This is a genomic window from Nitrospirota bacterium (assembly GCA_040756155.1).
Lineage (GTDB): Bacteria > Nitrospirota > Thermodesulfovibrionia > JACRGW01 > JBFLZU01 > JBFLZU01.
This window is the reverse complement of sequence record JBFLZU010000043.1, coordinates 1-26,919: the sequence shown is the minus strand read 5'-3', so window position 1 is coordinate 26,919 and position 26,919 is coordinate 1. Positions and strand designations below refer to the sequence as shown.

Sequence of the window (26,919 nt, the reverse complement as noted above, 5' to 3'; positions counted from 1 at the left end):
CTGGGTTGATTCATCGCGGCATGAGAAGAAAATTATTAGAAAGTTTTAACGAGACGTACATTTTAAATCTCCATGGAAATAGCCGCATTGGAGAAAAATGTCCTGATGGAAGTCCAGATGAAAATGTATTTGATATTATGCAAGGTGTATCAATTGCATTGTTTGTTAAGAGCAGGAAACAAAAAGGTTTGGGAAAAGTTTTTTATCAAGATGTCTATAGTCTCAGAGAAAAGAAATATGAATACCTGAATAAACACGATATCAAATCAACGAAATGGATACGACTGCAACCGTCTGAACCTTATTATTTCTTTGTGAAGAAGGATTTCTCTCTGCAGGCAAGGTATGATAAATTCTGGTCAATTCAGGACATATTTATTAAATCTTCAAGCGGTGTAAAAACACATCGCGATCATTTCGTTGTGGGATTTACAAAGGAAGAGATTATGCAGCGAATGCGGACATTTACCAGTGATTTGCCTGATGATTTGGTAAGGCAGGGATTGAATTTAAAGGATACGCATGATTTTAAGCTAAAGGAAGTAAGAGAGAGACTGAGAAAAGAAGACTGGAAGGATTCAATATTACCATATTCCTATCGTCCCTTTGATAATAGATACATCTGTTACAGGCCAGAATTAATTGACAGAGATAGATTTGAAGTAATGCATCATTTTTACCAAGATAATATTGGAATATGTGTAACAAGACAATTATCTACTCCGGATTTTTTACATGCTTTTGTGACTAATAACGTTGCCGATATATGCTCCGTTTCAATTAAAACCAGAGAAACAGGGTATATCTTCCCTCTTTACCTCTATACAAAAAGAGACAACCCTACTAAAAAACATTCATTAAAGACTTTCATGCTGCTTTTTGAACCACAGGCAGATTATTTTGTAAGAAAACCGAATTTATCTGAGGTACTTATCGACAAATTAACAAAGACTCTTAAAAAGTCTCTAACCCCTGAGCAAATCTTCTTTTATATTTATTCCATTCTTTATTCAAATATCTACCGCACAAAATACGCTGAATTTTTAAAAATAGATTTTCCAAGAGTTCCTTTTACAAAAGATTATAAACTTTTTAGCAAGATGGCTGAATTAGGGGAAAAGCTTGTTGATTTGCATTTGATGAAATCATCAGAACTTGACCCACCTGTTGCAAAATTACAGGGTAAGGGGGACAATAAGGTTGAAAAGCTGAAATATGATGATAAAGAAAGGCATCTATATGTCAATCAAAATCAGTATTTTAAAGGGATTACAAAAGAGGTCTGGCAATATCAAATTGGTGGTTATCGGGTTTGTGATAAATGGTTGAAAGATAGAAAGGGTAGGAGATTATCTCTTGATGATATAAAACATTATTGCAAAATTATTACATCTCTTCAAAAGACAATTAAAATACAGAAAGTAATTGATAATATTTATCCAGAGGTGGAGAAGGAGACCGTAGAATTTTAAAGAAATGAGAAATTAAAATGGAAAAACTTTCTGTAGCGATAATAACGCATAATGAAGAAGACAATGTCCGCACTGCATTAGAGAGTGTCAAGTGGGCTGATGAGATCGTTGTCGTTGATTCATTCAGCACAGACAGAACAATAGAGATATGCAAGGAATATACTGACAGGATATTTCTATCAGAATGGGAGGGTTTTTCCCGACAGAAAAATAAAGTCATAGGTTTTACATCGCACCTATGGGTTCTTGTTATAGATGCGGATGAATATGTGACTGAAGAACTCAAAGAGGAAATAATTAGAGAACTGGGACATCCCAGATACGATGGATATTATATACCCAGAAAAAATTATTTTGGTGGACGATGGATCAGACACGGTGGCTGGTTTCCTGATCATACACTGAGACTGTTCAGGAAAGATAAGGGGCTATTTTACGATAGGGAAGTCCATGAGGCTATAGAATTAAATGGAGAACCTGGTTATCTTAAAAATTCATTAAAGCATTATACCTATAGAAATATCAGCGACTATCTTCAGAGGATGGACAGATATTCGACACTCGCTGCAGATGAAATGTTAAAAAAAGGAAAGAGGTTTCATCTATATAATCTCTTTATAAACCCTGCAACTACCTTTCTAAAGATGTATATCTTTAAGAGGGGCTTTCTTGATGGCATTTACGGACTTATACTCTCAGGGCTTTATACTTGTTATACCTTTGCCAAGTATGCTAAATTAAAAGAATTAAGCCATCGAAAAACGCCATGAGAATAGCCCTTGTGCGGAAAAGATTTGTTTCCTATGGTGGAGCAGAGAACTACCTCTGGCTACTTTCAAGGCTCTTAATCAAAGAAGGTTTCGATGTCCATATCTTTGCTAATAGATGGGTTGATGAAAAAGGATTGACATTTCATAATGTCCCTGTATGGCGTGGACCTTCATCCATTTCTAATCTGACCTTTGCGTTGAACTGTGAACATATACTCAAAAAATGGGATATGGATGTAATTATAAGTTTTGAGAGAACATTTTATCAGGATATATATCGTGCTGGTGATGGTTGTCACAGAGAGTGGCTTGAACAGAGGAAAAAGATATATCCATTTTATAAGAGATACTCCGATTATATAAATCCGCTTCATGCAGTATTTCTCTACATAGAGAAACGAATATTTACAGATATGAATCTAAAAATGGTAATCACAAATTCCAAGATGGTAAAGACACAAATAGCAGGACATTACAGATTTCCTGAAGACAGGATAGTGATCATATACAACGGTGTCGATCTCGGGAGATTTAATCCTTCTCAGAAAAAAGAGCTAAGGAAATCTATAAGGGAATATTTAGGGTTTAAAGAGGATGACTTCGTCATAATCTTTGTTGGCTCCGGGTTCAGAAGAAAAGGTCTCGATACACTGCTTCGTGCAGTTTCGAGACTGAAAAATACAAATACAGGGTTTGGAAGACCGATAAGACTATTGATTGTTGGTAAGGATGAGCCACGCAGATATAAAAGTATGGCAGGGAGATTGGGAATACTGGAGAATCTGTCTTTTATACCGCAGACTGCTATGGTTGAAGAACTGTACCTTGCATCAGATATCTTTGCGTTGCCAACATTCTATGACCCATTCAGCAATGCCACACTCGAGGCAATGGCATGCGGTCTTCCTGTTATAACGACCAGCTATAATGGTGCTTCAGAGATAATGACGGATGGTAAAGAAGGGTTTATATTATCTGATCCTTCAGATGCAGAAGGTCTTTCTGAAAGAATATTGTTTGTTTCTGAGCCAGAGAGATTGATACAGATGGGAATGGCTGCGAGGCAGACGGCCGAGAAATACCCTATCGAAGACGCTGTGCAGTCATTCATCAGGGTTGTCAGGGAGATAAATGTTTGAGGATGCGAAAAGAATACTGATAATAAAACTAAGGCATATTGGTGATGTCTTACTGACTGTTCCGACTATAAGGGCTGTAAGAGAGCGATTTCCAGACTCTTACATGGTAGCACTTGTTAACAAGGGGACAGAGGATATGCTGGCTGGAAACCCGCTTCTTAACAATCTAGTCTGTTTTGACAGAAATGTCTTGAAGCTTCCTCTTCAGAAAAGAATTTATAGCGAACTCGCATTCGTGAAAAAGATTAGAGAAATGAATTTTGATATGACGATAGACCTTACAGGTGGCGATAGGGCTGCTATCATCTCTCTGCTCAGTGGTGCAAGGTACAGGATAGGGTATCACCTATCTGGAGGGTTTTCGGGTAAAAGATACATTTATACATCTCTCGGCATACTTCCATCTGTGCAGATGCATACGGTCCTGAGGAATCTCAATCTCGTCAATCAGTTTGGTATGGACTCTGAAGACCTCTCTGTTTATATCCATATACCTGAAAGTGATAAAGATTTTGTAAAGGATTTGTTTGACAGACATGGGATAACAGAAACTGATACTGTTGTGCACATCCATCCAACCTCGAGATGGCTCTTTAAATGCTGGAAAGACGAGTATATGGCAGAGGTGATAATCTGGTTGGTTAATAAAGGGGTAAAAGTAGTTGTGACATCCGCTCCGTATAAGAAAGAAATGGACAAGGCAAAAAGAATTTTATCTTCCGTCCCAGAACTCCGAACTCTAAACTCTAAACTCATAGACCTCTGTGGCAGAGTAACACTCAAACAACTCGCAGCAATTTCTAAGTTATGTAACCTCTTTTTTGGGATAGATTCTGCACCTATGCATATCGCTGCAGCGTTCGGAACACCTGTTGTTGTACTCTTCGGACCATCGGGGGCTTTTGACTGGGGACCGTGGGACAATAACTACAGATTGGAGTTCGGAGTTCGGGGTTCGGAGTTAAAAAATCCTTATCAAAAAAGAAATGGGGTGCAAACTTTTGGAAAACATACAGTTATACAGAGGGATTGGGATTGTATACCATGCGGGGAGGATGGCTGTGATGGAACAAAAAGAAGTAGATGCCTGGAGGATATAGGTGTTAATGAGGTTATGGAACAGATTGAAAAAGTTATCACCCAAATTCAGACATGAAGGTTTAATAAGGATGTCGCTCAAGCCAGGCCTGCTTATCGCTGGGTTTGGGTTATCGGAAAAATCAGGAATTTAAGATGAGTATGGTTCATGAGGCTATATGCAGACTCATTGGTGGGAATAAAAAAGGACATCTTCTTGACGCAGCCGCTGGAGAAGGAGCACTCTCCATTCCACTTTCAGAAATGGGATTTAAAGTTATCTCATGTGACCTATACAAATGGGATAGACTACATGTTCCGTTTGTAAATGCAGATTTAAATCAGCACCTTCCATTTAAAGATATGATATTTGATTATATTGTTTGTGCAGAGTCGCTTCAGTACCTTGAAAATCAGCATATAGCATTCAGAGAATTTGAAAGGATATTAAAAAAAGGTGGGCATCTTATCATCTCTGTTCCTAATATCCTCAATATTCGTTCAAGGCTCTATTTTTTGAGAAGGGGTTATTTTCAGAACTTCAAGCCGTTCAGGAATATGCAGAGCCACCGAAAGTGGGATTCGTTTATATACAACATCATATCCTTTGTGGATATCTACTTCCTGTTAAAGCAAAATGGTTTCAACCTGAACAGGATAACTGCTCCATGTCTGAGATACAGAGGGTTGCTATCTGCGATTGCACTGAGGGTGCTTTATTATACAGGGATGATATTCGATAAAAATCCTGAAAAAAGGGATCTTCTAAGAATTCTTGCTTCTAATGAACTGCTCTTCGGTGACCATATAATTATCGATGCGATAAAGATATAAGTATGTTTACAGTGTTGCACACAGAGTCCTCTACAGGTTGGGGAGGACAGGAAAACAGGATACTCAGGGAGACACTTGGCCTCAGAGAAAAAGGGGTAAGGGTGCTGATTGTCTGTCAGCCCGGAAGTCAATTAGAGAAAAGAGCAAAGGAACACGGGATCGATGTAAGAACACACCGTATAAATAGCAGCCTTGACATAAGTGCGATTGCCTTTATAAGGAGATTAATAAAGAGAGAATCTGTTGATATAGTCAATACACATAGTGGTAAGGATAGCTGGGTCAGTTCCATATCGGCGAGGCTTTTATGGAAAAGACCAGCAATTATCAGAACCCGCCACCTTGCCCTCCCAGTGAAAAATAGAGTTACCTATAGTCTTCTTCCAGATAAGATTGTAACGGTGAGCGAACATGTGAGGCAGTATCTTATAAAAGAGAAAGGCATCAACCAAGAGAAGATTATTGCAATACATACAGGTGTTGATGTTAAACAAGAGAGTCGAGAGTCGAGGCTTCGTCCTGAGGGCTTCGGTGAGCTCAGCCGAACCGCTCAGCCCGAAAGGGTCGAGAGTCGAAAGATTAATGGTATCAGGGGAGAACTCGGTATAAGTAAGGAGACACCACTTATCGGGACTGTGGCAATACTCAGGAAGAAGAAAGGGCATTACATACTCATAGAGGCTGCACGGATAATCTTAAAAGATATCCCTGATATTATTTTTATATTCATCGGTGATGGACCCCAGAGAAAGAACCTCTTGCGATTGATAGATGAATATGGCTTGAATAACCATGTTCGGCTTCTCGGTTTGAGAAACGATGTCCATGTGCTATTAAGAGAGATGGATGTGTTTGTCCTTCCATCCTTTGAAGAGGCACTTGGAACATCGGTACTCGAGGCGATGGCTGCTTCGATACCTGTTGTAGCTACAAATGTCGGAGGCATCCCTGAGGCTATTATTGATGGTGTAACTGGTATTCTTGTATCTCCAGGTGATGCAGATGCACTTGCAGATGCAATCAAGAAATTGATACAGGATAAATCTATGGCAAGGAGAATGGGCGAAGAAGGCAGACAGCGTATTGAGGAGCATTTCAGTGTTGAGAAGATGGTAGAAGGGATGTATGATTTATATGTCTCGTTAATTAGAAATTAGGATTTTACAAGATGTATGTCCATAAATACTTATTGTGTAATATTATAGTTAACGTACTAAATACTTTGCCATTGTCATTGCGAGCCCAAAGGGCGTGGCAATCTCGTTTTCTTGAGATTGCTTCGTTGTTTTACTCCTCGCAATGACAGATTATAGGATTAGTTAATAGAAGGATATTCTTAATGTCGGTTCCCATACTGATGTATCATCATGTAAATAAAAATAAAGGCGATATGGTGACGGTTACGCCTGAGAGGTTCGAGTTACAGATGCGGTATCTTTCAAAAAATGGTTTTAGTACAATAAGTGTAGACAACCTCATCCAATACATTATGGGAGAGATATCTCTACAGAAGAGGAGTATACTTATAACCTTCGACGACGGCTATCTTGATAACTATGTTTATGCATTTCCTGTGTTAAAGAAATATGGGATTAGAGCGACTATATTTTTGGTTACATCATGGGTGGAAGAAAGTTCAAAGTTCAAAGTTCAAAGTTCAAAGTTCAATATTAAAAGACTCCCTGAACACCGTGAGTGTAAAAGGCTTATCAAAGACGGAAGGGCACACGAAGTGATTATCAACTGGAACATGGCTAAGGAGATGGTTGAAAGTGGTCTTGTAGATGTATATTCACATACACATACACACAGGAGATGCTCTTTATCCGATAGTATGGATGAAGACTGTCTGAGAGAGGAGTTGGTGACCTCCAAAAGACTTATCGAGGAACGACTTGGTGTATCGTGTGCTTATCTCTGCTGGCCTGTGGGCGTCTATGATGATTCTGCTCTCCGTGCTGCCAGAGATGCAGGGTATAATGGCGTATTTACAACAGCAATGGGAGTCGTCGACAGACGATCCGCTCCGTTTGCCATACCAAGGATTGCTATTAAAGACAAGGGTATCTGGTGGTTTGGTAGCAGGATAGGGATATACACAAACCCATTGCTTTCGTATGCTTACCTTAAACTCAGAGGAGTGAGGGCTCAATGAGATGGATGTGCCCTTTTTAGATACGGTTCTCTATTTATATACGAAGATTAAAAGCAGGTCTGACCCTGTCAGTGATATCTCTTCATTTTCATCGGATAAAATAAAGAATGTGCTGATAGTCCTTACAACAGGGCTTGGTGATGCAGTGCTTTCGACCCCTGCCATAAGGGCTGTGAGGAAGAGATTTTCAGATGCAAAGATATTTCTTTTCGGAAGAGATAGCTGGCTTTCACTTTTCAGATGTGATCACAATCTGAATGGAGTAATACCATACAAGGGGAAATACAGGTTTTTTTTCAATACCATAAAAAGATTAAAGGATAAAGAGATAGCCCTTGCTCTTGTATTTCATGGAAACGACCCTGATATAATGCCGATACTCTATTTTGCAGGAGTACGGTTTATAATAAGGATACCGAATGATACAACACGCTATCGCTTTCTACTATCAAACAGAGAAATCGGTGGAAGCAATTTTCTTCTAAAAGATACGCATTATATAGTTAACAGGATGAGGATATTGAAGTTTATAGGTGCTGATGATTCAGATACATCGCTTTATCTTGATATTGATAGCAGTATTCATAACCGAATAAAAGAATGGCTCAAAGGGTTCAATACAGACATAGATAAGGATATGTCACCGACCTTAATAGGTTACCATATGTTTGCAGCAGATACCTATAAGATGTGGCTTGTTGAGAAACATGTCGAGCTTATCAGTCGATTGACTGCATCAAACAGACGCCTAACTCTTTTCCTAACAGGTTCAAAAGAAGACAGAGAAAAGGCAGAATATGTAAGGTCTGCTGTTGGAAGTGACAGGGTATTCAATATAGCGGGGATGTTTAATATAGAAGAAACAGCAGCACTGATAGGTCTGATGGATCTATTTATAACACCTGATACAGGACTTCTTCACGTGGCTGTTGCATTGGAAACTCCTACCATCTCTCTTTTTGCACCAACAAGGTATGAATTGGTAGGGGCTTATCAGGATATGGATATACACCACTTCATACAGAGGGATTTGACATGCGAACTCTGCATTACTAAAGAATGCAGTTTCAGCAAATGTATGGATCAGATAACGGTTGATGAAGTTTATGAACTTTTTCAGAGGGTTGTAAAAAAGGGTAAGGGGAGATGCTAAAGGTCGTTCACATACTTCCACCTTATAATCCTGTACCACCTGTTAATTCAGCTGGTACAGAGCTCAGGGTAGTAAATGTCGCAAAGAGAGAGAAATCATTTGAACCATACATCATTTCAGGATATTTTCCACACCAGAATGAAAGGGAGTATCTCGATGGGGTTACACATATCCGTATAAAAATAGGAAGTCTATACAAAAGGCTCTTTCAAAAAATAACACGTATCGACCCGAATATCTTTTTCAGGAAGGCAGGAAAAATCATAAAAGATATTAATCCCGGAATAATTCACATCCATAATGAGCCAAAGGTTCTCTCAGGGATTTTCCCATATATAGGGAATATAAAGGTAGTGGTGCATATCGCAAACGAAAAACCCTTTGATAGAAAAACAATGGGAAGAGTTGATTATTTTATAGTATGCAGCCATTTTATATCAGAATGGCTTATCAGAGAATATAGAGTAAATAAGGATATTGTTTCTACAATTTACACAGGCACAGACACAGATATAATAAAACCATGGTGGAAAACACCTCAGCTCAGGTCAGAAGAAAGAAAAAGGTATTCCCTCGCTGATTCTGATACAGCAATCCTTTTTGCAGGACGTGTTATTAAAGAGAAGGGTGTAAAGGAGTTGATAGATGCATTTGATCTGCTCTGCAGAGATGGATTAAACAACATCAGACTTTTTATTGCAGGAGATATTAAAGAAAGTAAAGACCCGTCCAATGAAAAGGCTATATACGGAAGATTTATCAAAGAGTATATCAGCAATAGAACTGGAATACACCTTCTCGGAACAATAATTCCTTCATTAATGCACAGGTTTTATGCAATGGGTGACATCTTTGTTCTCCCCTCCATATGGAATGACCCATTCCCTACTGTGGTACTTGAGGCATCTGCAGCAGGTCTTCCAATTGCTGCATCAAAGAGGGGAGGCATTCCTGAATTTATAAGAGATGGTGAAAATGGCATTTTAATAAATAGTCCAGAAGAGCCTTCTTCTATTGCAGATGTTATCAAAAGATTGATAAAAGACAGAGAACTGAGGCTCACACTCGGCAGAAATGCAAGGATGGATGTAGAAGGTTATTCCTGGGGGATTGTAGCAGAGAAGATAGAAAATATTTATAAGAAGACCATGGAGGCTAATCATTGAAGGTATGTTTTTACAATGTAACAACTACCATGAAGAGTGGAGGTCTTGAGACATACTGTCATATGGTTGCGAAGGAGTTACAAGAATCTGGAGTTGATGTTGAGATTGTAGGAGGTGAAGGAGGTAAGAGTGTTTATGATAGCAATACGGTAAAGATAAAGACCTTTCCATTTCGGCCGAGAGAATCATTTCGCGGTCTCGGCAGCCGTTTCAGGAAACTTGCTGAAAGGATGAGTTTTTTCTTAAATGCAAAGGATTATCTCCTTAATCAAAATTATGACTGGATTGTTATAGTAAAGCCTTATGACTTTCCTGTTGTTTGGTATTTAAAACAGAAAGGCAAAAGAACAAAGGTCTTCTTTCGCTCAGGTGGGAGGGATTTCTATGCAGGAGATAGAATCTTTAGTGTCGTAGTCAATGTCTATGCTTCATCAAGTCAGTTTAATGCTTCCCAGATCAAAGAAAGGTATGGAGTGGATGTTGAGGTCATACCAAATGGTGTAGATACAGATACATTCTTTCCTCACGAGAAAGATTATGAACTTACAAAGAGACTCGGAATATTACCAGAAGAAAAGGTTGTTGTATCTGCAGGAAGGCTTGTTGGCTGGAAGGGGCTACAGTATATGCTTTCAGCCATTCCGTCAATTAAGAAGATGATTAAAGGTATTAAATATCTTGTGATTGGAGAGGGAGCGTATAAAAAGGAGATGGTGATAATCGCTGATTCGCTGAGGGTCAGGGATGATGTTATATTTACAGGCGAGGTCAGACATGTCGATCTGCCTCGATACCTTTCGCTGGCAGATATCTTTATCCAGCCGAGCATAGGTGATGAAGCGTTTGGCATTACGATGATAGAGGCGATGTCATGCGGGATACCTGTTATAGGGACTGATATTGGAGGTATTCCTGAGATAATCGTTGATGGTGAGACAGGTTATCTTATACCTCCTCGGAACTCTAATGCTATTGCAGAGATGCTGGTAAAACTACTGATGGATAATAAACTGAAGGAAGAAGTGGGACGTAGGTCGCGGGAAAGAGTATTGGAGAAATTTACATGGAAGAAAAATGCAGAGAGACATCTGGAGATATTCCAAAAGAGAATTCAAGATGCAAAATGAAAAATTTAGATAAATGACAGAATTTATAAATGAGATTGCCACGTTGCTATCGCTCCTCGCAATGACATTAAGATGTAGTCATTACACGATTTGTCATTGCGAGCCAAAGGCGAAGCAATCTCGTATTTTGAACAATAATGAATTGAGCTTGTTGCCAAACTATCTTTTTCGCTTTCTGGAGAGAATTTTAGGATTTGCTACCAAACCCTGAACCATATGGTTCAGGGCTCTAATGTCGCTCAAAGGGTTCGGCAACAGCCTCAATGTTGAAAATAAAATGTGTGGTATAGCAGGCATATATCTTAAAAGTGGGATTCCTGACAGGGAAGCGATACAGAAGGCAATTACTGTGCTCAGGCATCGTGGACCTGATGAATCAGGTATGCATATCGATAGTTCTGTTGGTCTCGGACATGCACGACTCTCTATCATTGATCTATCAACAGGTAAACAACCAATAGGGAACGAAAATGGCTCAATCTGGATAACATATAATGGTGAGATATATAATTTTCCTGAACTCAGGGAAGACCTCATCCAAAAAGGACATGTATTTAAGACAAGAACCGATACTGAGACGATAGTTCATTTATACGAAGAATATAGCGAGAACTGCCTCCAGCATCTAAGGGGTATGTTCGCCTTCGCTATCTGGGATAAAAATAAGCAGATTTTATTCCTCGCAAGGGATAGAATAGGGGTCAAACCTCTTATATACAGCATAAATAACAGTGGTTTCTTTTTTGCCTCAGAAATACCCGCAATATTTACCCTGCATAAAGACATATCAAGGAAATGCGATCTAAAGGCGATTGATTACTTTCTTACATTTCAGTATATACCAGCTCCGCTTACAGGTTTTAAGAATGTCAGGAAACTTCCTCCGGCACATTTCATGATTGTGAAGGATGGGCAGATAGAGAGAATTGAACGCTACTGGGATATAGATTTTACCAAAAGAAGCACATTATCGTTCGATGAGGCGTGTGGTTTACTAAAGGAATACCTTCTTGAAGCTACAAAGATCAGGCTAATAAGCGATGTGCCTCTTGGTGCATTTCTGAGCGGAGGGATTGATTCAAGCCTGACAGTGGCGGCGATGAGCAGAGTCTCAGCCGAACCTGTTAAGACATATTCTATTGGATTTGAGGACAGATCATACGATGAAACAAATTATGCAAGAGTAGTTGCAAAGCACTACGGTACAGATCATCATGAGATGGTTGTTAGACCCGATGCAATAGATATACTGCCAGGTCTTATAGACCACTTTGGTGAGCCGATGGCAGACTCTTCTGCGATACCGACATATTATGTCTCAAAGTTCGCCCGTGAAGGTGTAACTGTTGTCCTCAGTGGTGATGGAGGAGATGAAAACTTCGCTGGATACAAAAGATTTTACCAGGCAGTACTGACAAATATACTCGAATCATTGAATCTTTTACCGCTGTATAAAATAATGAGGAAGACTACTGTAGCAGTGGAGGGACTGTTTAATCCAAAGAGGGGTGGAAGGAGATTTCCTGCTAATAAAGGTGATGAGGTGCTTTTGCTTGATGGGATAGACAGATACAGACACCTTGTTGCTTATTTTACAGAAAAAGACAAACAGAGATTTTATACCCCATTTATGAAGGATGCTGTAGGTATCTCAGAGACCGCTGAATTTCTTGGCGTTAGATATAATAAAGCAAAAGAGGTTGATGAACTGAATAGATTCTTATATATTGATCTTACAACATACCTGCCTGAGGATATACTCTTTAAAGTGGATATCTGCAGTATGCTGAATTCACTTGAGTGTCGTTCACCATTTCTTGACTACAAACTCATTGAATTTGTGGCATCTCTTCCAGGAAGATTTAAGCTGAAACCACCCCAAAAGGGAAAGTATATACTTAAGGAGGCATTCAAGGATTGGTTTCCAGAAGGGTTCCTTGAACGCTCCAAGATGGGCTTTTCAGCACCAATGCCGAGATGGCTGAGGGAGGATCTTTACGATTACACTTACAGGGAATTGACAGAAAACTTAAAGGTTGGCTTGATACTAAATAATGATGAGATTAAGTACATACTTGAAGAGCACAGAAAAGGATTAAAATCTCACAGCAAAAGGCTCTGGTGCCTCCTCATCTTAAATAAGTGGGTGGAGAGGTTTAAGGTAAGTATATGAAAAGAATATTAATATCAACAACCTTTGACGAGAAGATTATGCCCCTCAGAGATGCATTTCTTGACCTTGGATGGGAAGTAGATGTCTTTAGATGTACTGTTGAGAGCAAAATAGAGAAGTATCTGTTTAAACCTCTGAATAAAACACTCAGAAACCTGAGAATCAGCAGGGATAATCCTGTTGGCAAAAAATCAAGATGGCATCATCGGAAACTAAGGGAGAGACTTTTTGAAGAAAAGGTAAGCGTTTTCAGACCTGATTTGATACTGATTCAGAGAGGACACGGATATAAAAAAGAGTCTCTTGATAGAATAAAGAGAGATTATGATGTTAAAAAGGTTGTGGGATGGTGGACAAAGGGTTCCAAGTGGTTTGATCTTGCAGTGAGTGAATCCAATTGCTATGATTTTTATTTCTTCATGAACAGAGATTTTGTTAAGATGGGTAAAGAACTTGGCATGAAGAACTGGTTTTATCTTCCCCATGCGGTAAATTCAAAGATTTACAGGAAGATAGACGACAATACTGATAAACATAATGATATTGTTTTTGTAGGGAATTGGTCTCCTGCAAGGCAGAAGGTGGTCGAGGCGATTACTGACTTTAATCTAAGGATATGGGGTAGAGGCTGGAAGAGGCATAATATCTTTAATAAAGTAAGATCATTGATTGTGAGCGAGTCCATAATAGGTGACGATATAGCGAGGCTTTATTCATCGTCGAAGATAGTCTTGAATATAAGCGCTATGATGGGAAGTTCCAGTGATTGGTTGAACCAACGGGTATTTGATGTTCCTGCATGTGGTGCCTTCTTACTAACAGATTACAGCGAACAATTGTCAGAGTTTTTTGAAGTTGGTAGCGAGATAGAGACTTACAGGTCGATAGAAGAACTCCGTGATAAGATAGGTTTTTATCTTATTCGTGATGAACTTCGTAAAAAGATAGCACAGGCAGGGTTTGAAAAGATAAAAAAGATTGGCACTTTGAAAGATAGAATGAAGGAAATACTTTCTGTGATAGGGGAGTATGGATACAGGCAATGAGACAGGGTGTCATTATTTTTCTGGCTTCATTCTTTTTTGTTCTGCTTCCAGGTAAGAAATTCTTACTGTTAGACGGCATCCCCTTTAATTCCCTTCTTGAGATATCCATTATAATATCGTTAGTATTACTTTTTCTTATACTCGAATGGGAGTTTATTGAATCAAGAGTCCTAAGGAAATATGTAATCATCCTCCTCTTCCTTTCATGTCTTAAAGTTATTATTAGTGTAGTTACTCCTCTTAACGGCTTACATGCTAAATACTATACAAATCCCATATGGGAAGGACCGTATGAAAGATCAACAGACTTTGTCAGTCTTAAAGATGCCACAAGGATTGACAGCAGCATAGATTTTCGCAATGTTGGCTATTCTTTTTCAGGTAATCCTTTTCCACTTTATTTCTTCAATGACTCAAAGAGGTTTAATTATTATAGAGAGTTTGCTTACCTCAGGATTGACCCTCCTTTCTCTGCAGAATGGAATGGATATATATTCGTCCCTGAAAATAGGGAATATACCTTCGAGATTATTTCAGGGGATAAAGTATGGATGTCTATTGATGGAAATAAACTTTACTCTGAGAAATCAGGCCTAAAGAGTGTTTATCTAACAAAGGGTTCGCATCATGTAAATATCAGGTTTTCGCACAATACAAAAGGACCAAAGGAGCTAATCTTAAAATCCTCGCCGGACTCTAACAGAGTATCTGTGATTCAAAATAGGTTTTTTTACCTGAGACCTGTTTCTGTATTTACACACAAAGTTAATTTATTCTTGATCTATGCTCATTATTCACTGATCGCCATCTGGGCATTATTAATCGTTTTTATAAGCAGGATGCATCTCAGGGGTCTCGATATGGCGTTTCTGAAGAGAGAGAGGTTCTACCTTTCTCTGATATTCCTGGTGTCATTTGCACTCAGGGTGTTCTCAAACCTTAGGAAATGGAAGGACCCTCAGACGATAATACTTTCAGGGGGTGATGACTGGCTCTCATACGAAACCGCTGCGAGAAGCATACTATTAGGCGACTTTTTAAATGCAGCTTTTGATGAAGGTAGACCTTTCAGTTTTACACCGCTTTACAGATATTTTCTTTCAGTCTTTCACCTTTTGACAGGAGAGAGCCTTTTCTTCTCAGCGATATTGCAGGGAGTAATATTTGGCGTCGTTGTGGTGTTAACTTACTTTCTTGGAAAGCAGTTGTTTTCGGTTCGTGCAGGGATTGTCAGCGTAGTCCTGCTGATAGGGGTGGATATGATGCCCCGTATGTATGACCGTTTTCTCGGCGAACCAACAGCTACATTCCTTGCACTCACATCGTTTCTGATGCTTTTTAAGTTCTCTGAAATTAAGAAAAGCAGGTATCTGTTGTTGGCAGGTGTTCTGTTTGGTTTAGCGACTGGTATCCGCCCGAATTTGTTACCTTTTTCACTTATAATCGTCATGTGGATATTTACATTTAAAATGGATTTAAAGGAGAGATTTAAAAGCTCTGTAGTTTTTCTGCTCGCATTTGTGCTCATAATTGCAATGATACCATTACGGAATTACGCCGTCGCAGGCAAACCTGTTCTCTTCAGCACACACGGACCTGTGAGTCTTCTTGTAGGAAATCCTGTCCCTGCTGATGTTACTCTGAGAACGATAGAAAGACCGTATCTGGATAAACTTTCGCTTTCCCCAGAGACAAGAACAGTAGTCGAGTTTATGTTGCAGGCCCCAGGCGTATTTTTCTACGGCATCCTGAGAAAGTTTCTTTTCCTTTTTGGTGTAAGCGATCCTGAACTTGGCGAAGCAGAGTCACGGGTGTTATGGCCTAATCTTATTTCTGTCTGTGGTATGATACTCTCTTTTATAAAGATAGATGATAGACAGTTGATGCTTAATAGGCTGTTTGCAATGCTATTTATTCTGTGTAATATGATTGTAATGGCGCTTATAGTAGTAAATCAGTACGGTTACAGGTTTACGCTTCCAAACTTTCCATTTGTATATATATTTGCAGCTTACGCTATTGTTTTTTCAGTTGGTTTTGTATGGAATAAGTTTGTGGACAAGAAGCCTTAGATTATGCGTGTACTTCTAATAAAACCATATAACTTGAGCGACCACATACAACCCTCGCTTGGACTTGGTTGGCTTGCTGCCTCTATCCAGAAAACACATCATGTCAGCATCATTGACTGTATAAAAGAGGACATAAAAAAGGCTGATTGGCTTGAGCCTTATATAAAACAGTATAAGCCCGATGTTGTTGGTATCCAGTGTTATACATTTCATCTCGGATTTATTAAGGAGGTATTTGATACAATCAGGAGGGTTGATAAGAGTATCATAAAGATAATAGGTGGTCCACACCCCTCAGCGGTTCCTGAGGAGACTATGAGACATTTTTTGGGGGATCTTGATTTTGTTTTCGCCGGGGAATCAGAAATCGGGCTTCCAAGATTGCTGGAAAAACTGGATAAGGGAAACGGTAACGATTATTCCGATGTCCCAGGTCTTGTCTGGTGTAACAAAGAAAGGATTATAATAAATGATAGGGCAGTAGTAGATGACCTTGACAGCCTTGGATTCCCTGCATGGGATCTTATTCACCCCGAGACATATCCAGAAGCCCAACATGGTGCATTCTTCAAGAGATTTCCAATCGCACCGATAATGATAACGAGGGGATGTCCGTATTTGTGTACATTTTGTGGAGCCCACTTGATCTCAGGTAGAAGGTTGAGAAGGCGGAGTGCGGATCATGTAATCAAAGAAATAAAAATGTTATACAATGACTACGGCATAAGAGAATTCCATATAGTTGATGACAACTTTACCATTAACAGGGATAATGCAAAAGAATTTCTGCGCAAGCTCATTGACCTTAATATCGAGATAAGCTGGGCTACCCCAAATGGTGTGAGGATGGATACACTCGATGAGGAAATGCTGGTTTTGATGAAGAAGAGTGGGCTTTATTTAATATCACTTGGGATAGAATCAGGTTCTGACAGGGTTCTAAAATTAATGAAAAAGAACATTACCGTTGAGAGAGTGAGGAACTGCATTAAGATGATAAAGAATCATGGTATTGATATTGCAGGATTCTTTATCATCGGTTTTCCCGGTGAAACTGCTGAAGACATAGAGAAAACTGTAAAATTTTCCCTTGAGCTTGATTTAATACGGGCAAACTACTTCACATATTTACCATTTCCTGGCACTGAAAGTTATAAACAGTTAGAATCGAACGGAGAGCTTGATAAGGTAAATTGGGACAGATTATATTTTATGAGTGCACCATATGCTCCAAAAGGAATGGATAGAAAGACCCTGAAGAAGATTCAGCGCATGGCATTTCTGAGGTTTTATGGCAGACCGGCGATACTAATTAAAAATATCCTGCAGATAAAGTCCCTCAATCATCTTAGATTTCTATTGAGGAGGTTTTTCCACTGGGTAGTAATGAAATAACAGAGAGGAGATATGAGGGGTAGATTATATAGAGAGATACTCCGAAGGTATGTCCTTGTAAAAAAGGCTATATCGCTGTATCCTCTGCCTGTAGGGCTTTTGAGGCCAGAAGACATCAGAAAAATACTAGTAATTCAGCTTGGTGGTATTGGGGATATTGTATTTACAACCGCCCCTGTTGGTATAATAAAAAAGATGCGACCAGAAATAGAAGTAACTGCCCTTATATGGGAAAGGCTTCAGGGACTCCTTGCGGCTCATCCTCACTTCGATAATATTATACCGTTTTATAAAGAGCCAAGACGATTTTTCAGCACAATAAGAAAACTAAAGGATAAGAAATTTGATTTAGTTCTGATTCCATACATCAGCACAGGTCCAATAGCACTGCCTTTTGCCTTTCTAACAGGTGCGAGATTTATCTTGCATCCTCCTACAAACAGTGATTTCCGTGTGCTTGTATCGCCAGGAATAGGAGATTGGAATCCAAGCAATATGCATCCAATAGAAGTAGGGCTTAAACTGGTTGAATGGGTGGGAGATACGAAGCATGGCAGAGTTTATCTTCCAGTTAATAATGAAGAGGCTACAGATATAAAAGATATACTTACAGGATATGGAATAGGTGACGATGAAAGACTTATAGGTCTTCAGGTCGGTTCTGTATATCACTATAAGATGTGGCCCACTGATCTATATATTGCCCTCGGAAAAAGGCTATTGGACTCATTTTATGGTATTAAAATACTCCTTACAGGTTCTTATGATGAGAGGGACTTATGTCAACGTGTCCTTGAAGGTATTGGTGATAAGAGAGTGGTAAGCATAGCAGGGATGATTCCACTCAGGGCCTTTCCAGCACTCATAAAGAGACTTTCTTTACTTATCGCTCCCGATACGGGTCCTCTCCATGTGGCTGTGGCTGTAGAAACACCGACAGTAAGTCTCTTTTCGGCAACCAATCCTGAGATATGGGGTCCATTTAATAACAGGTCTATTCACCGTGTTATTTACAAAGAAAGACCATGTGACCCATGTCTTAAGAATAGATGCGCTGATGTCTTTTGTATGAAACAGATAACCGTAGATGAAGTCTTTGATAAGGTACAGAGATTAATTGACAATTGATAATTACTAATTGTTTAATTACCTTGGCAGGTATTCTTGACTAAACAGGAGGTATAGAGATAGTGAATATACTTGGGATAAGTAGCAGCCATGACGCATCAGTTACCTTTTTTAAAAATGGTAAGATAATATTTGCCATATCGGAAGAGCGGCTATCAAGGATAAAGAACGACGGAGGTGCGTTCCCTTCGAGGGGTCTGAGAGAGACGATAGAATTTACAGGAATTGCAAATGAGGATGTAGATTATCTTGCCCTGACTCACCTCTTCCTTCCAGAACGATACTTTTATAGAGAGACCGTATTGAAGGAGATTGAACGCAGATTTATACGCATGAGAAGAAAATTAAAAGGATTGTTTACAGGGGAATTTCATGACCCATTACTTTCAACGAAGAATCTTGAAGATAGACTCCAGAGAAGAGGAAAAAGATTAGAAGAACATTTTAAGAAAAAACGGTTTCTGAACAGCCTTGGTTTCAATGGTGCAAGTGGTGGATTCTACGGACACCATGCCTCACACGCATATCCAGCATTCTATTATTCAGGATGGAATAATGGTATTGTAATAACGGCAGACGGAATGGGAGATAGACATACTCATACGACCTCTATCTTCGATTCAGATAGAATCCAGTATATTAGCCGTAGTGTTGGACCAATCAATTCCCCTGGTTCATTTTATCAAAGTGTTACTGAATATCTGGGGTTCAGACCACTGCGTCATGAGGGAAAAGTCACTGGGCTTGCTGCCTATGGAGATCCCTACAAACTCTATGACAAGTTGAAGCCGTTTTTGTATCTGAGTGAAAATAAAATGACCTTTTGTTCTAATGTAGGAAGTGGTAGCAAATCAGAGCTGAATCAGGCACGGTTAAATTTCCTCAGGGAGACATGCAAAGGATACAATCGGGAAGATATTGCCGCTGCAGCCCAGAAGCTCCTCGAAGATGTTGTATTAGAGCATATTAAGGCTATACTTTCAAGGTATCACTATTCAAGAATAGCCCTTGCTGGTGGCATATTTGCAAATGTTAAACTTAATCAGAGGATCGCTGAATTACCAGAGATTGAAGAGGTTTTTGTTTTCCCTGCGATGAGTGATGCAGGCATTGCACTCGGAGCTGCTCTTATGGCGTATGAAAAACTCGACCATGGAGGGTTCAATGAACACAAACAGAGGATACTGAATCTTTACTGGGGGCCGTCATACGATAATGCTTATATAGAAAATATCTTGAAAGTGGAGGGGCTTAAGTACAAAAGATACGAGTTTTCAGCCCTGTCAAAAAAGGTGGCTGCATTGATTCACAGAGGAAAGGTCGTGGGACTTTTTCAGGGAGGAATGGAATTTGGCCCACGGGCACTCGGTAACAGGAGCATTCTTGCAGCACCAACAGACAGGTCAATAAACGATTGGCTTAACAAAAGGCTTGAGAGAACAGAATTTATGCCGTTTGCCCCGACAGTTCTTGACTGGGCTGCTGCTGATATTTTCAAGAATGTGGAGAAGGGCAGATATACAGCGAGATTCATGACGATTACTTTTGATGTATACGATAAATGGACTAAGAAAATACCAGCGGTTATACATGTAGATGGAACAGCGAGACCACAGATAATTGCAAGAGATGAAAATCCACGTTACTATCAGATTATAGAAGACTACTATCAATTAAGCGGTATACCACTTGTTCTTAATACAAGCTTCAACGTACACGAAGAACCCATTATATGTAAGCCTGAGGAAGCAATAGGGGCATTTAAAGATAAAAGAATAGATATTCTTGCAATAGAAGATTTTCTTGTAGGGGAAAATTAAAAGGATTGAGTAAAATCCACATCATCTATCCGATTCCAGAAGTCCTGCCAGGTAAGAAGGCGAGGTTTATCCAGATGGTGCATACATGCCATGCACTTGCGAGGAGTGGGGTAAATGTTGATCTGATATGTGGTAAAAGCGAAAGTAGTGATATAGAGATACTTCAATACTATGGACTTAGTCCACATCAAAATCTTAGAATTAATAAGATTCCCCTCTTGAGAAGTGATGATTTTAAAGGTATTAGGATCTCATGGCATGGTGTCTTTAATGCGTTTTGTCTCTTAAAACTACTTTCTATCAGGACAAACAGCTCGATTATCTTTGTCAGGCATATAGGTATTGCACGCTATCTCTTAAGGATGCAATGGCTCATAAGAATTCCGATACTCTTTGAGTCCCACGAGATATTCTTTATCACTACGGAGAATAAGAAGAAAGTTCGAAAACTAAAGAAGATAGAGGAATATATATATAAAGAATCAGACGGTATTATAACAATAACAAATGGATTGAAAAACAGGATATTCGAGCTCTTTGATGTAAAGGGACAAATACATGTAATCCCCGACGGGGTAGATTTATCCTCTTTTAGTGGTAGAATGGTATCCCGTTCAGGGAAGAAGATATGCTACACAGGACAGTTATACGAATGGAAAGGGGTTGATGTCCTCATTTCTGCTATGAGGCATATCCCGTATGTAGAACTTGTTATTATTGGCGGTGATGATAGGGGAATAGAACGATTAAGGAAAGTGGCGTCAGAGAATGGCGTATCTGAAAGGGTTTCTTTTAAAGGAGATGTTCCACACAATGAAGTGATGAGGTTTCTCTCTGAGGCAGATGTTGCTGTCATTCCATTAACAAAAGATCACATCTCTGCTTACTATACCTCGCCACTGAAGCTTTTCGAATATATGTCTGCTGGTGTCCCAATTGTAGCCTCTGATCTACCATCTATCAGAGAGATACTCAGGAATGGGGAAAATGCTATCCTGGTTAAGTCAGAGGATCCTGAGGCGATTGCAACTGGAGTACGGATGATACTCAATGATAAAGGGCTTGCTGAAAAGATTTCTAATCAGGCGATGATTGATGTTAAAGGATATACATGGGATAAGAGAGCGGAAAGGATAATCTCTTTCGTAGAGGGATTTTGGGGTTGAGTCATATAAAGAAGATAATCATCATCAGAAGGGATAACATTGGTGACTTACTGTGTACTACACCTGCTATCAGGGCATTGAGAGAAAAATTCCCTGATGCGCAGATAGATATCCTCGTTAACAGTTATAACAAGGCTATTATTGAAAATAATCCTGATATAAACAATGTGCTTGTATATAGAAAAACGAAGCATGAGCCTTACAGAAACAAATTATCTATCTGGCTTGAAGTGTTAAGGCTTTATCTCAAAATATGGATGGGAAAATACGATGTAGCTATAGGTGCAAGCAGTCATTATATCCCAAGAGTTGGCAGATTTACATTCTTCACAGGAGCAAGAAGACGCATAGGTTATATCTCCCAGAAGGGTCTTCTGCCGAGATTATTTTATAACTGTCCTGTAAAATCTCCTGAGAGGTCTGTACATGAGGTGAAGGTTATCTTTGACCTGCTGCATCCTCTTGGGATAAAGTCTCACCCTGGGAATCTAATTCTTAATATTAGCGATGTAGAGAAAAATGGCATCGAGACCTTCCTTAAGACAAATGGGATAAAAAGGGATGAGCCGCTCATTGGCATACACATAAGTAGCAGGAAAAAACAGAACCGCTGGTCTCCCGATAAATTTATACAATTAATAGATTTCTTAATGACGGCGTGGAAGGTGGCTGTGCTTCTTTTATGGATGCCTGGTGATGAAGATAACCCTTACCATCCTGGTGATGATAAAAAGGCTTTTTATATTGCAGAGAAAACAATAAGGAGACCGCTCTGTTATAGAACAACCAGTCTCAAGGAACTGATTGCATCTATCAGCGTCTGCAGGATGCTTATATGTGGTGATGGTGGTGCTATGCATATTGCCGCAGCATTCGGTATACCTGTAGTAACTATATGGGGGATTACCGATGAGAGAAGATGGGCGCCATGGATAACGGAGCACATTATCTTGAAGGGTAAGGAGAATGCAGATGATATTTCGGTAGAAGAGGTAATAGAAGCTGTAAGAAAGTTTTCAAAGAGTCCGACCAAACCAATTTTCCCTTGCAGTATGTAAATTACTTCTGTTATTATGCACACGAAAAAGATCAGAATACCATGAAAATGACTAATTCCTTGCATTTCGAAGAGATAATAAATAATTTTCCAAAAACAAACATCTTTATCCTTGGAGACATAATGATGGATCACTATATCTGGGGGAAGGTTTCACGTATCAGTCCTGAAGCTCCTGTCCCAGTAGTTGAGGTTGCCCGAGAGACACTCCTTCTCGGTGGTGCTGCAAATGTTCTTAATAATATCCTCTCTTTGAATGGAAAGGTAATGATAGGCGGTGTTATTGGGCATGACGATATGGGAAGAAAGATTATACACGATCTCAGGCAGAAGGGTGTGCATACAGAAGGAATTGTTGTTGAATCAGACAGACCAACAACTGTAAAGACAAGGATAATAGCCCATAGTCAGCAAGTAGTGAGGTTTGACAGGGAGAGTAGAGGGGAGATAAATGGTAGCACGAGAGATATAATCCTTACTTATGTAAGTAACAATATAACTGAAATAGATGCCGTTATTATCTCTGACTATAGTAAGGGTGTTGTGACACAGGCACTGATCGATGGTATACTCCAATTGACAAACAAGAAAGGAGTACCTGTTACGGTTGACCCTAAGGTCAACCATTTTCCCCTTTATAAAGGTATAACTCTCATAACACCCAATAATCTCGAAGCATCGATGGCAACAGGAATTGAGATCAATAACGAAGATACACTTATAAAAGCTGGCAGGATATTGATTGAGAGATTAGGCTGCAAGGCGGTTCTTATTACCAGAGGTGAAGAAGGGATGAGCCTTTTTGAAGACAATGGAGAGATAACGCACATCTCAACAGTGGCAAGTGAGGTCTATGATGTTACAGGTGCAGGTGATACCGTTATCGCAACATCAACTCTGGCAATTTCGGCAGGAGCAACATTCAAAGAGGCAGCCACTATCGCAAATCATGCTGCAGGTATTGTTGTAGGCAAGGTAGGAACAGCGACCGTGAAGATAGAAGAACTGAGGAGATCATTACAGATCCGGTGATATAGTATGGGGGATTATCTTGTTACTGGTGGAGCTGGATTTATTGGTTCCCATTTAGTTGAAAATCTTCTGAAGGTGGGGAAAAAGGTTATCTGTATTGATAACCTCGATGATTTTTATGACCCTGCAATAAAGAGAACAAATATCTCTGAAGCACTTCTTAATCCAAATTTTAGATTTATAGAGGCTGATATAAGGGATACGAATTTCTTAAAGGAGGACTTATCTTCAAAGGATATAGACATCATAATTCACCTTGCTGCACTGGCAGGGGTAAGGGCATCCATACAGAACCCCCTCCTTTATGCAGATGTAAACATAAAGGGAACAATAAATATGCTTGAGCTTGCAAAAGACCTCCAGGTTAGACACTTTGTATTTGCTTCTTCATCTTCCGTATATGGAGATAATAAAAAAATTCCCTTCTCAGAAAACGACACTGTAGACAATCCCGTATCACCGTACGGTGCCACTAAAAAGACATGTGAAATATTATGTTATACATACCATCGTCTCTATGATATTCCGGTCACCTGCCTTCGTTATTTTACTGTTTATGGTCCAAGACAACGACCTGAGATGGCTATACACAAGTTTACCCGTATGATTGACAGGGATGAACCTATACCTGTATATGGTGATGGTGAATCATTGAGGGACTATACATACATAGACGATGCCATTGATGGGACGATAAAAGCTATCAAGAACCCATTTGGCTATGAGATATTTAACATTGGTGAATCTCGGACTGTAAAACTCAAGGATTTGATATCGCTTATAGAAGATGTGTTGGGTAAGAAGGCTGTAATTGAAAGACTACCAATGCAGTTAGGTGATGTATCCATCACATATGCGGATATAACAAAATCAAAAAAGATGCTTGGTTACAATCCTCAGGTAGCCATTGAGGATGGTATCAAGAGATTTGTAAAATGGTATAAAGGCGAGAAGGATTGACAGGCGCGATAAAGATAGTCCTCTCGATGCTGATATGGAGCACTCTCGGTATTGCCGTAAGATGGTTAGTTCTTCCACCTCATATAATAATATTCTACACTGCCATGGTCGCAGGTGTGGTGCAGTTTCTTATACTCTATGCAGGAGTTGGTATTCATGAAGTAAAGATTGTTAGGAAAGAGCGTTCAATAATCGGCCTTGCGTTTCTCATAATAGCAAATGCCTTCCTTTATTATTTTGCATTAACAAAGACTACCATAGCAAATGCAGTGCTTACACACTATACAGCACCGATATTTGTTGCACTTTTGTCACCTTTGATACTTAGAGAAAGGGTCGATCGAATCACATGGTTATCCCTCGCAATGTCATCTGCCGGACTCTGGATGATCTTTTCAAATAACAATATTGTTTTAGGTGGAGACCATATTATTGGTGTCAGTGCAGGGACACTTTCAGGAGTGGCTTATGCACTATTAGTTATTGTAGCTAAACCTCTATCACAGAGGTATTTTCCCATAGCAATCTCCTTTTTAACAAATTCAATAACGGTAATACTGCTTCTACCCTTTGCTGTATTAAGCAAATATACTATAGAACTCAATGCAGTTATCCTCTTGCTTCTTATGGGTGTTATCCATTCTACTCTCGCAGTGATATTATATCTACAGGGGCTGAGGGTGGTAGAGGCGCATAAGGCTGCGATACTCGGATATATAGAACCTGTAAGTGCGGTAGCTCTTGCTGTGTTGTTTTTATCCGAGGCAATTACCACATCAGTAGTCATAGGAGGCATATTGATAATAGTATCTGGTTACATTGTGCTGAGGAAATGAAGAATTTCAACAATCTCAAACTTTTACCCCGTTAGAAAGAAAACCTCATCCAAGAAACCTCCTTAGATGGGCAGCTTCAACTATCATAGGCTGTAGGTTTCGATGATCACCATCTTTTATAGCCTTGATGATTCTTGATGTTACACCTTTATGTTCCTCATCAATTCTATATTCACAGTAATCTCTCTTTATATATTTTTTTGTTTCTTCAGGAATAATACTGAACACATCTTCGTTAAAATAAGATAGAGCACTCTTTATATCGAAGTCAAAATTCACATAGATGGTTCGCAGATAATCAAAATCATTTTTTGTAAGGGCAGTCAGCCCGAGAATTTCAGGTGGCAAACCTATGGAGTAACAAGCAGCACAGAAACTTATCACTCGTGGGAGTTTAACCTTTCCAATGTTTCTCGAATATCCAAATAATCCTACATGGAGTTTTCGCATCCTCCTTCTTGGGATAAATTCTGCAATACGATTTATCAATGGTGCAATAAGCTCTATTATTTTAGCATATTCAATTGATACCCTATCAATAATCTTCAGACATAACTTTTCATCTACATCAAATCCCCTTTTTCTCGGTGTATCTTTTAGTTTTCTGATGCCATTTAAGATGTTTGGAACAGGGTTATCATACTTAAATGCGGACTGGATGGTAAAGGTATAGACATCTGGATATTCATCAAGAACCCTTTCTACTGTTTCCGGTTTAAGATGACCCCTAAAAGGTGCAGAACCTGCACCAAGGATAGGATATATTTTAACGCCGGTTTCCTCGGAGACCCTTCGTAACCTCTGGAGGGCTATCTTATTAAAAATAATGGCACTCACCATACCATAGTTCATAGCAGGGTCTGATCTTGCAAGAAAAACCCTCTGGTAATTGATATCCTTATTTTTCAAATATTCCTTTACGATCCTGTGTGCTTCAAGCATATGTTCCCTGTCTTCAAAAAGGGGTATAACATTTACCTTATCTGGTTTAAAATTGCCAATCCAATCTGCTATTGTTATATCTCCCGGATAAAAGGGCTTAGTCTGTTTTCCTACAACAAAATCTTTGTAATAGTAATAGATTCTATTGAGGCTTTCCGCAGAAGTTGTCATTGGCAAAATTATCTCGAAGATAGGCGGAATCTCCTCTCCATAAAACAACCTTGCTGCATCGCAAGATCGTGGAATGCTCTCAAGGGTTTCAATGAGAATCTTTGCTTCCTCTTTTTCAATATCAGGATTGGGTACCCTGAGTGTCAGAAAAGCATCCTTTCCCAGATTTCTTTCATAGAAGAAATGCTTGTATTTTGTGAGTAGTTTTCTTACAACAAAGTCGTCTAC

At 39.3% G+C, this 26,919-nt stretch carries 22 protein-coding genes; 21 read left to right on the top strand and 1 reads right to left on the bottom strand.

Going from position 1 to position 26,919, the window contains the following annotated elements:
• Nucleotides 1-20 precede the first annotated feature (20 nt).
• The 21 genes from AB1488_04145 to AB1488_04045 all read left to right on the top strand — a co-directional run bounded on the left by AB1488_04145 (nt 21) and on the right by AB1488_04045 (nt 25,578).
• Nucleotides 21-1,472: a type ISP restriction/modification enzyme gene (locus AB1488_04145; GenBank protein ID MEW6409289.1), complete on the top strand. Its 1,452-nt coding sequence runs from the start codon at nt 21-23 to the stop codon at nt 1,470-1,472.
• A gap of 17 nt (nt 1,473-1,489) precedes the next feature.
• The gene (locus tag AB1488_04140; protein MEW6409288.1) at nt 1,490-2,242 is read left to right on the top strand and encodes a glycosyltransferase family 2 protein; all 753 of its coding nucleotides are present in this window, start codon (nt 1,490-1,492) and stop codon (nt 2,240-2,242) included.
• Nucleotides 2,239-3,381, top strand: a complete 1,143-nt coding sequence (locus AB1488_04135) for a glycosyltransferase family 4 protein (GenBank protein MEW6409287.1) — start codon at nt 2,239-2,241, stop codon at nt 3,379-3,381. The genes AB1488_04140 and AB1488_04135 overlap by 4 nt, the downstream gene beginning before the upstream one ends.
• Complete coding sequence (rfaQ, locus tag AB1488_04130; protein MEW6409286.1) at nt 3,374-4,537, top strand: putative lipopolysaccharide heptosyltransferase III; 1,164 nt, start codon at nt 3,374-3,376, stop codon at nt 4,535-4,537. The genes AB1488_04135 and rfaQ overlap by 8 nt, the downstream gene beginning before the upstream one ends.
• Nucleotides 4,538-4,614: 77 nt before the next feature.
• The gene (locus AB1488_04125) at nt 4,615-5,292 is read left to right on the top strand and encodes a class I SAM-dependent methyltransferase (protein MEW6409285.1); all 678 of its coding nucleotides are present in this window, start codon (nt 4,615-4,617) and stop codon (nt 5,290-5,292) included.
• Between the two features lie 2 nt (nt 5,293-5,294).
• Nucleotides 5,295-6,449 carry a glycosyltransferase gene (locus AB1488_04120; GenBank protein ID MEW6409284.1) on the top strand — a complete coding sequence of 385 codons (1,155 nt, stop codon included), beginning with the start codon at nt 5,295-5,297 and terminating at the stop codon, nt 6,447-6,449.
• A gap of 182 nt (nt 6,450-6,631) precedes the next feature.
• Complete coding sequence (locus AB1488_04115; protein ID MEW6409283.1) at nt 6,632-7,447, top strand: polysaccharide deacetylase family protein; 816 nt, start codon at nt 6,632-6,634, stop codon at nt 7,445-7,447.
• A 1-nt stretch (nt 7,448) separates the two neighbouring features.
• Nucleotides 7,449-8,600 carry a glycosyltransferase family 9 protein gene (locus AB1488_04110; GenBank protein ID MEW6409282.1) on the top strand — a complete coding sequence of 384 codons (1,152 nt, stop codon included), beginning with the start codon at nt 7,449-7,451 and terminating at the stop codon, nt 8,598-8,600.
• Nucleotides 8,594-9,766 carry a glycosyltransferase family 4 protein gene (locus tag AB1488_04105; GenBank protein MEW6409281.1) on the top strand — a complete coding sequence of 391 codons (1,173 nt, stop codon included), beginning with the start codon at nt 8,594-8,596 and terminating at the stop codon, nt 9,764-9,766. Before AB1488_04110 ends, AB1488_04105 begins: the two co-directional genes overlap by 7 nt.
• Nucleotides 9,763-10,893, top strand: coding sequence for a glycosyltransferase family 4 protein (locus AB1488_04100; GenBank protein ID MEW6409280.1), 1,131 nt, complete (start codon nt 9,763-9,765; stop codon nt 10,891-10,893). Before AB1488_04105 ends, AB1488_04100 begins: the two co-directional genes overlap by 4 nt.
• 232 nt (nt 10,894-11,125) lie before the next feature.
• Nucleotides 11,126-13,066 carry an asparagine synthase (glutamine-hydrolyzing) gene (asnB, locus tag AB1488_04095; protein ID MEW6409279.1) on the top strand — a complete coding sequence of 647 codons (1,941 nt, stop codon included), beginning with the start codon at nt 11,126-11,128 and terminating at the stop codon, nt 13,064-13,066.
• A complete protein-coding gene (locus AB1488_04090) occupies nt 13,063-14,112 on the top strand; it encodes a glycosyltransferase (GenBank protein ID MEW6409278.1) in 1,050 nt (349 codons plus the stop codon). The genes asnB and AB1488_04090 overlap by 4 nt, the downstream gene beginning before the upstream one ends.
• Nucleotides 14,109-16,184, top strand: coding sequence for a glycosyltransferase family 39 protein (locus tag AB1488_04085; protein ID MEW6409277.1), 2,076 nt, complete (start codon nt 14,109-14,111; stop codon nt 16,182-16,184). The genes AB1488_04090 and AB1488_04085 overlap by 4 nt, the downstream gene beginning before the upstream one ends.
• A gap of 3 nt (nt 16,185-16,187) precedes the next feature.
• Complete coding sequence (locus tag AB1488_04080; GenBank protein MEW6409276.1) at nt 16,188-17,579, top strand: radical SAM protein; 1,392 nt, start codon at nt 16,188-16,190, stop codon at nt 17,577-17,579.
• A gap of 12 nt (nt 17,580-17,591) precedes the next feature.
• Complete coding sequence (locus tag AB1488_04075; protein ID MEW6409275.1) at nt 17,592-18,707, top strand: glycosyltransferase family 9 protein; 1,116 nt, start codon at nt 17,592-17,594, stop codon at nt 18,705-18,707.
• Nucleotides 18,708-18,769: 62 nt separating this feature from the next.
• Entirely contained in the window at nt 18,770-20,527 is a 1,758-nt protein-coding gene (locus AB1488_04070) for a carbamoyltransferase C-terminal domain-containing protein (protein ID MEW6409274.1), read from the top strand.
• A gap of 5 nt (nt 20,528-20,532) precedes the next feature.
• On the top strand, nt 20,533-21,693 hold the full coding sequence (locus AB1488_04065) for a glycosyltransferase family 4 protein (protein ID MEW6409273.1): 1,161 nt from the start codon (nt 20,533-20,535) through the stop codon (nt 21,691-21,693).
• The gene (locus tag AB1488_04060; protein MEW6409272.1) at nt 21,690-22,751 is read left to right on the top strand and encodes a glycosyltransferase family 9 protein; all 1,062 of its coding nucleotides are present in this window, start codon (nt 21,690-21,692) and stop codon (nt 22,749-22,751) included. Before AB1488_04065 ends, AB1488_04060 begins: the two co-directional genes overlap by 4 nt.
• 47 nt (nt 22,752-22,798) lie before the next feature.
• On the top strand, nt 22,799-23,782 hold the full coding sequence (gene rfaE1 / locus AB1488_04055) for a D-glycero-beta-D-manno-heptose-7-phosphate kinase (protein ID MEW6409271.1): 984 nt from the start codon (nt 22,799-22,801) through the stop codon (nt 23,780-23,782).
• Between the two features lie 6 nt (nt 23,783-23,788).
• Nucleotides 23,789-24,742: a GDP-mannose 4,6-dehydratase gene (locus AB1488_04050; protein ID MEW6409270.1), complete on the top strand. Its 954-nt coding sequence runs from the start codon at nt 23,789-23,791 to the stop codon at nt 24,740-24,742.
• Complete coding sequence (locus AB1488_04045) at nt 24,739-25,578, top strand: DMT family transporter (GenBank protein ID MEW6409269.1); 840 nt, start codon at nt 24,739-24,741, stop codon at nt 25,576-25,578. Before AB1488_04050 ends, AB1488_04045 begins: the two co-directional genes overlap by 4 nt.
• A 45-nt stretch (nt 25,579-25,623) precedes the next feature.
• On the opposite strand, the gene ppcA is transcribed toward AB1488_04045, so the two are convergent.
• The coding region (ppcA, locus tag AB1488_04040; GenBank protein MEW6409268.1) for a phosphoenolpyruvate carboxylase at nt 25,624-26,919 on the bottom strand (1,296 nt) is incomplete at its 5' end.